This is a genomic window from Acinetobacter lwoffii (assembly GCF_024129595.1).
Lineage (GTDB): Bacteria > Pseudomonadota > Gammaproteobacteria > Pseudomonadales > Moraxellaceae > Acinetobacter > Acinetobacter lwoffii_O.
The window spans coordinates 1-5,152 of record NZ_JAMXXS010000067.1 but is presented as its reverse complement, the minus strand read 5'-3'; the positions used below and the strand labels follow the sequence as shown (position 1 = coordinate 5,152).

The following is a 5,152-nucleotide window of genomic DNA, read 5'->3' as shown; positions in this document are numbered from 1 at the left end:
ACGTGCCATTGAAAATATAGAAATAAAAATAACTCAAAGGAGGATTTTAAGTATTTAAAACCAATTCTTCAAATGAGGACACGCCCTAGTAATTTTTTAGAAAGAAAGAGTTTAAGAGATGGTATTAGCACGAACTCTCAATTTCTAATTAAACGACAAGCTTTTGTATACGAATATGTGTCTAATAAATATTATGAGCTAAAATATTCAAAAATTACGTCAGATATTTTTTCTAGAACAAGAAAGTTTGTAGACGGAAAAATTGGAGATTTAGTACCATTATCAGCGCAAAAATTTGCATCTGTTTATGAAAATTTAACGTCCGAAAATTCAGAGGATTGGTCAAATGCTGTTCATAGTTGTAGGCAAATATTTCAAGATACTGCTGATGTGATTTATCCTGCTAGAGAGGATAAGACTATTAATTTAGACAATGGTAAAACTAAAATTATTAAATTAGGTGTGGATAATTATATAAATCGAATTATTGCATATGTTGATGAGCAGTCAGACTCTAAAAGATTTGAGGAAATCGTTGGTTCACAGATGAAATATTTGGGCGAGCGGTTAGATGCTATTTTCAAAGCTGCTCAGAAAGGTTCTCATGATATTATTACTTCTAGGCAAGAAGCTGATCGTTATGTTAACTTGATAGTTGGAGATTTATTATCTTTGGTAGAGTTGCAAAAAACATTATCAATTTCAGATAAAGATTTTAGATAGCCGCTTAACTTACTGAATAACTAAAAATCCTCAGAATCTTTAATTTATTAAGATGAGTATTTCTCATCTTAAGCTGAATTTATATCGTTTTACTCACTTTCTTATTCACGTTTAAATACAGCCATTCAGAAATTTAGCTTTTTATAAAATTTTTAGGTGGCAATCTCCATGAGTACAGCATTTGAGTGTTCAATTAAACGTATCCGTTTTGATGAGAATTATACACCAGCAGAAAGCACACGTTTAACCACAAACTTTGCCAATTTGGCACGTGGGGAAAGCCGTGAAGAAAACTTGCGTCGTACCCTTGCGATGATCAACAACCGTTTTAATAGCTTGGCAACCGTTGATAACCCGAAAGGTGATCGCTATTCACTTGAGATTGACATCATTTCTGCTGAAATTGATATCGAAGGTAATGGTCAAACTTTCCCATTTATTGAAACACTGAAAAGTGTAGTGATTGACCATAAAACAGGGGAGCGTATTGAAGGCATGATCGGCAATAGCTTCTCATCTTATGTGCGTGATTACGACTTCAGCGTAGTATTGCCTCAATTGGGTTGTGGTGTAGGTGAAAAACCTGAAGATTTTGGAGATCTACATGGTAAATTGTATCAACATTTGGTGAATTCAGATGTATTTAAGGCAGAATTTACCAAGCCACCTGTGATTTGTTTAAGTGTTTCAACCTCTAAAACCTATTACCGTACGGCAAACGTACATCCTATTTTAGGTGAGGAATATACCAATGATGAATATTCACGTACCGATGAATATTTCGCCAAAATGGGCTTACGTGTACGTTACTTCAAACCAGAAGGTGGTAATGCACCATTAGCATTCTATTTCGCTGGCGACTTAGTCCGTGATTATACTGATTTTGAATTGATCAGCGCGATTGCAACCATGGAAAGCTTCCAAAAAATTTATCGTCCTGAAATTTACAACACCAACTCTCCGGCAGGTGTGGAGTATCAACCAAGCTTGAGCTATGGCGATTACTCACTGACACGTATCGTTTATGACCGTGTTGAACGTGGTGAGTTAGCGGTTAAGCAAGGTAAATGGACAGAAGAAAACTTCATCAAACCATATCAAGATATTTTAAATGAATGGGCAGCAAACTTTAAGGTCGAAACAGCTGCTTAAGACATCGAATTGACACACAGACTGACGAATTTTAGAGAAAGAAGATTAGACATGGCGCTTACACAACCGAAACTTTTACTCCCAACTTCAACTGCGGGTAGCTTGCCAAAACCGTCTTGGTTAGCTGAACCTGAAAAATTATGGTCTGCATGGAAGCTTGAAGGCGAAGAATTATTAGAAGCTAAACGTGATGCTTTGAAATTATCATTACATGAGCAAGTCACTGCAGGTATCGATATCGTGAGTGATGGTGAGCAAACCCGTCAGCACTTTGTAACCACGTTTATTGAACATCTTGAAGGTGTAGATTTCGAAAAGCGTGAAACCATGCGTATTCGTAATCGTTATGATGCAAGTGTACCTTCAGTTGTGGGTGAAGTTTCTCGTAAAAAAGCAGTGTTTGTAGACGATGCGAAATTTTTACGCAGCCAAACCAGTCAGCCAATTAAATGGGCGTTGCCTGGTCCAATGACCATGATTGATACACTTTTTGACGGACACTACAAGAGCCGTGAAAAACTGGCTTGGGAATTTGCCAAAATTTTGAACCAAGAAGCTTTAGAACTTGAAGCAGCAGGCGTAGACATTATTCAATTTGATGAACCTGCGTTTAACGTATTCTTTGATGAAGTGAATGACTGGGGTGTACCAACCTTAGAACGTGCACTTGAAGGTCTAAAATGTGAAACTGCAGTTCATATTTGCTATGGTTACGGCATTAAAGCCAATACAGATTGGAAACAAACTTTAGGTAATGAATGGCGTCAATACGAAGAGTCATTCCCGAAACTACAACAATCTAAGCTCGATATTATTTCACTTGAATGCCAAAACTCACGTGTACCAATGGATTTAATCGAATTGATCCGTGGTAAGAAAGTGATGGTGGGTGCAATTGATGTGGCAACCACTCAAGTGGAAACTGCAGAGGAAGTAGCAAATACGCTACGCAAAGCATTGCAATTTGTTGATGCAGATAAACTGTATCCTTCAACTAACTGTGGTATGACACCGCTATCTCGCCAAGTGGCACGTGGCAAACTTGAAGCTTTAAGCGCAGGTGCTGCCATTGTTCGTAAAGAGCTAGAAGCTTAATCAAACGTAGTCTCGTGCGAAGCAGAACAAATCATCGCAAGGTCATTTGTCCAGCTTTATGCACGAGCACGTGATATGTACATTTGAGATGAAAGAGATGATTGAAGCAACAGACTTTAGAAATGCAATGTCTTTACTCACCACAGCAGTGAATGTTATTACGACTTCGGGTGAAACAGGTATGCATGGATTTACTGCATCTGCCGTATGTAGCGTGACGGATACACCGCCAACGTTATTAGTCTGTATGAATCAATCCTCCCGTTCACATGCCTATTTTTTTGAAAATAAAGTCTTGGCGGTCAATGTGCTGAGTACACAGCATGAGCAAATTTCTAACGCATTTGCTTCAAGTAAGTTTAGCTCAGAAGATCGTTTCAAACTAGGTGATTGGAGCACGTTAGAAACAAGCTCGCCGATTTTGGAAGATGCATTAGTCAGTTTTGATTGTCAGATTGAGAACATTCAACAAGTCGGTACACATAGTATTTTTTTATGCCGTGTACTTGCAGTAAAGCAAAGCGATCAAGAAGAAAGCTTGGTGTACTTTAATCGTGCTTATCATCAAGTGGGTCAATTGGAACACGTTTAACCCAATGCCTTAATTCCTTCATCTTTTTAAAAGTTAGTCTATTGTGGAACTTATAACCTTTTTAGTCATCGGCGCTTTTGCTGGTTTTGCAGCAGGGCTGTTTGGTGTCGGCGGTGGTACGATTATTGTACCACTGCTTTTTATTGTCTTTACTCAAATGGGTTATGACCCTGATGTTGTTATGCATCTCGCATTAGGTACATCTTTAGCAACAATCGTTGTCACTTCAATCAGCTCATTAATGGCACATCATAAAAATGGCGCTGTGCTATGGCCTGTATTTAAAAATCTAGCTCCACCAATGGCGATTGGTTGTTTTTTTGGGGCAGGTATTGCTGGTTTGATATCAGGGTTACATCTACAAATCATTGTTGGCTTATTTCTGATTTGGGTCGCATATACGATGCTTACAGATGCTAAAACAGCAATTAATTCAACGCAAACTTTACCGTCGTCAGGTCAACAAGTTGCTGCTGGTAGTGTCATTGGGATTGCATCAGCAATTTTTGGAATAGGTGGTGGAAGTCTGACGGTTCCGTACCTGAATCGCTATGGTGTGGTCATGCAGAAGGCGGTTGGAACATCTGCGGCATGTGGATTCCCCATTGCTGTCGCTGGTGCATTAGGTTTTATTATTTTTGGTATAAATGCTGAGATTAATGTATCTAATACCATTGGTTACGTGCATATTTATGCATTTATTGGCATTAGCATCATGAGTTTCATTACGGCTAAGTTTGGTGCGAAGGCGGCACATGCTTTATCGCCAGCAATGTTAAAGAAATGCTTTGCAGTTTTATTGGTCATTGTAGCAAGCTTCTTCCTTGTGAAGGGATTAATTTAATATTGGACTTCTCATAAGAGATTTTATGCTAAATGTAATTTTAAAGGGCTTTGTTGCACAAAGATTTAAAAGACAACACTCTGCTCATTTGAACAGAATTCAAGTGACAACTTGGGTATGAGGACGACCTAATTCTGTAAATTTGTTCAATACGGCTATGCGTGCATGAATCTCATTCACCTGACTAGAAAAACTCCTTGCTGTTAATTTATCACCTAATAGTTTGATGCAATGCATCTTGGTTTCAACTAAACTTCGACGATGATAACCAGACCATTTTTTCCAAAGCGTTCTTCCTAAACGTTTAACTGTTTTCAGTAACTCATTCCGCTCTAAAGATCTCAATTTCTGATCTTTCCATGGGTTTGCATTTTTTCTTGGCGGAATGACCGCATGTGCATCTCGATCTAGAATGACTTGTCTGCAGTGCTTCGTGTCATAAGCACCATCGGTATAGACCGAATCAATTCGTTCATCTAAGGGAATTTGAGCAAGTAAATCACCGAGTACTTGCGAATCGCTCACATTATTTGTGGTAAGCTGTACTGCACGTATTTGCAAGGTTTCAGCATCGATGCCAATATGAAGCTTACGCCATTGGCGACGATATTCAGGTCCATGTTTCTTACGTTTCCACTCACCTTCACCTAGAAACTGAACCGTACCGGGTTTGTCGGAGAGTCAATATTCTGAGAGACTATCCCGATGACAAAATTAAAATATACCCCTGAAATCAGAGAAAGAGC

The 5,152-nt window shown here is 38.7% G+C and carries 5 protein-coding genes and 1 pseudogene; 5 read left to right on the top strand and 1 reads right to left on the bottom strand.

Annotated elements, in window-relative coordinates; translation table 11 throughout:
- The first annotated feature begins 177 nt into the window (after positions 1 to 177).
- From NI466_RS15480 to NI466_RS15460, 5 genes are all read left to right on the top strand, one after another.
- Positions 178 to 723, top strand: a complete 546-nt coding sequence (locus NI466_RS15480) for a hypothetical protein (protein WP_253173989.1) — start codon at positions 178 to 180, stop codon at positions 721 to 723.
- A gap of 168 nt (positions 724 to 891) precedes the next feature.
- Positions 892 to 1,875: a putative oxygenase MesX gene (locus tag NI466_RS15475; RefSeq protein ID WP_004647848.1), complete on the top strand. Its 984-nt coding sequence runs from the start codon at positions 892 to 894 to the stop codon at positions 1,873 to 1,875.
- A gap of 51 nt (positions 1,876 to 1,926) precedes the next feature.
- On the top strand, positions 1,927 to 2,970 hold the full coding sequence (locus NI466_RS15470; RefSeq protein WP_004281804.1) for a methionine synthase: 1,044 nt from the start codon (positions 1,927 to 1,929) through the stop codon (positions 2,968 to 2,970).
- Between the two features lie 97 nt (positions 2,971 to 3,067).
- On the top strand, positions 3,068 to 3,562 hold the full coding sequence (locus NI466_RS15465) for a flavin reductase (RefSeq protein WP_086044999.1): 495 nt from the start codon (positions 3,068 to 3,070) through the stop codon (positions 3,560 to 3,562).
- 43 nt (positions 3,563 to 3,605) lie between these two features.
- Positions 3,606 to 4,406, top strand: coding sequence for a sulfite exporter TauE/SafE family protein (locus NI466_RS15460; protein WP_086044993.1), 801 nt, complete (start codon positions 3,606 to 3,608; stop codon positions 4,404 to 4,406).
- A 99-nt stretch (positions 4,407 to 4,505) separates the two neighbouring features.
- On the opposite strand, the pseudogene NI466_RS15455 reads toward NI466_RS15460, so the two are convergent.
- Positions 4,506 to 5,066, bottom strand: a pseudogene (locus tag NI466_RS15455) (IS5 family transposase); the annotation flags it as partial.
- Between the last annotated feature and the right edge of the window lie 86 nt (positions 5,067 to 5,152).

What these genes read in the sequence shown, in the direction of transcription:
- NI466_RS15475 (WP_004647848.1), top strand. Translation starts at nt 892, where the DNA reads ATGAGTACAGCATTTGAGTGTTCAATTAAACGTATCCGTTTTGATGAG.
- NI466_RS15470 (WP_004281804.1), top strand. Translation starts at nt 1,927, where the DNA reads ATGGCGCTTACACAACCGAAACTTTTACTCCCAACTTCAACTGCGGGT.
- NI466_RS15465 (WP_086044999.1), top strand. Translation starts at nt 3,068, where the DNA reads ATGATTGAAGCAACAGACTTTAGAAATGCAATGTCTTTACTCACCACA.